Source organism: Frigidibacter sp. MR17.24 (assembly GCF_037095655.1).
Classification (GTDB): domain Bacteria; phylum Pseudomonadota; class Alphaproteobacteria; order Rhodobacterales; family Rhodobacteraceae; genus Frigidibacter.
In genome coordinates, this window is the sequence record NZ_JBAWKE010000032.1 from 1 (window position 1) to 791 (window position 791).

Below are 791 nucleotides of genomic sequence, written 5' to 3' on the forward strand. Positions count from 1 at the left end.
GATGGCCGAGAGGAAGACCTTCGGGCATCTGTCGTAGCGCGTCGCAACACGCCTCCAGTCCTTCAGCCTGCCGAACATGATCTCGATCCGGTTCCGGCGCTTGTAGCGTCGCCGATCGTATCGGACCGGGATCCTCCGCCCCTTCCGTCCCGGGATGCAGACCCGCAAGCCTTTGTCTTTCAATCCGTCTCTGAACCAATCGGCATCATAGCCGCGATCGCCGAGCAACCATTTTGCAGGTGGTAATTCGCGCAGCATGGCCCGTGCGCCGGTGTAGTCGCTCAGTTGGCCCGCGGTCATGAAGAGCCGCAGTGGGCGGCCCTCACCGTCAGTGACCGCGTGAAGTTTGGTGTTCATCCCGCCTTTCGTGCGGCCGATGAGGCGTCCACGCCCCCCTTTTTCGCCCGCAGGCTGGATGCCGTGCGATGGGCCTTCAGGTAGGTCGCATCGATCATGATAGTCGCAGGATCGGGGGCCTCCGCGGCCAGCCCTTCGAAGATCCTGGCAAAGACGCCAAGCTCGCTCCATCGCTTCCAGCGATTGTAGAGCGTCTTCGGCGGTCCATACTCCGAAGGCGCATCCCGCCACCTCAAGCCGTTACGATTGATGAAGATAATACCGCTTAGGACGCGGCGGTCATCGACGCGAGGGCGCCCGTGGCTCTTCGGGAAGAAGGGCCGAAGGCGCTCCATCTGGGTCTCTGTCAGCCAGAACAGGTTGCTCGTCATATCCGCCTCCTTGCGGAGCCGTGAATCACGACGAGCCAGGCAGATCAATGGGTCCTGAGCCTA

Annotated in this window: 1 protein-coding gene; it reads right to left on the reverse strand. The window is 62.1% G+C overall.

Annotated features, from left to right (window positions below; all coding sequences use genetic code 11):
* Positions 1–728 (reverse strand): IS5 family transposase gene (locus tag V8J39_RS23520; protein ID WP_336463407.1). Its coding sequence is split into 2 segments (ribosomal slippage), with 729 coding nucleotides annotated over them: positions 1–404 and positions 404–728; the frame shifts between segments, so codons are not numbered across the junction. This gene is flagged as partial in the annotation.
* Positions 729–791 lie beyond the last annotated feature (63 nt).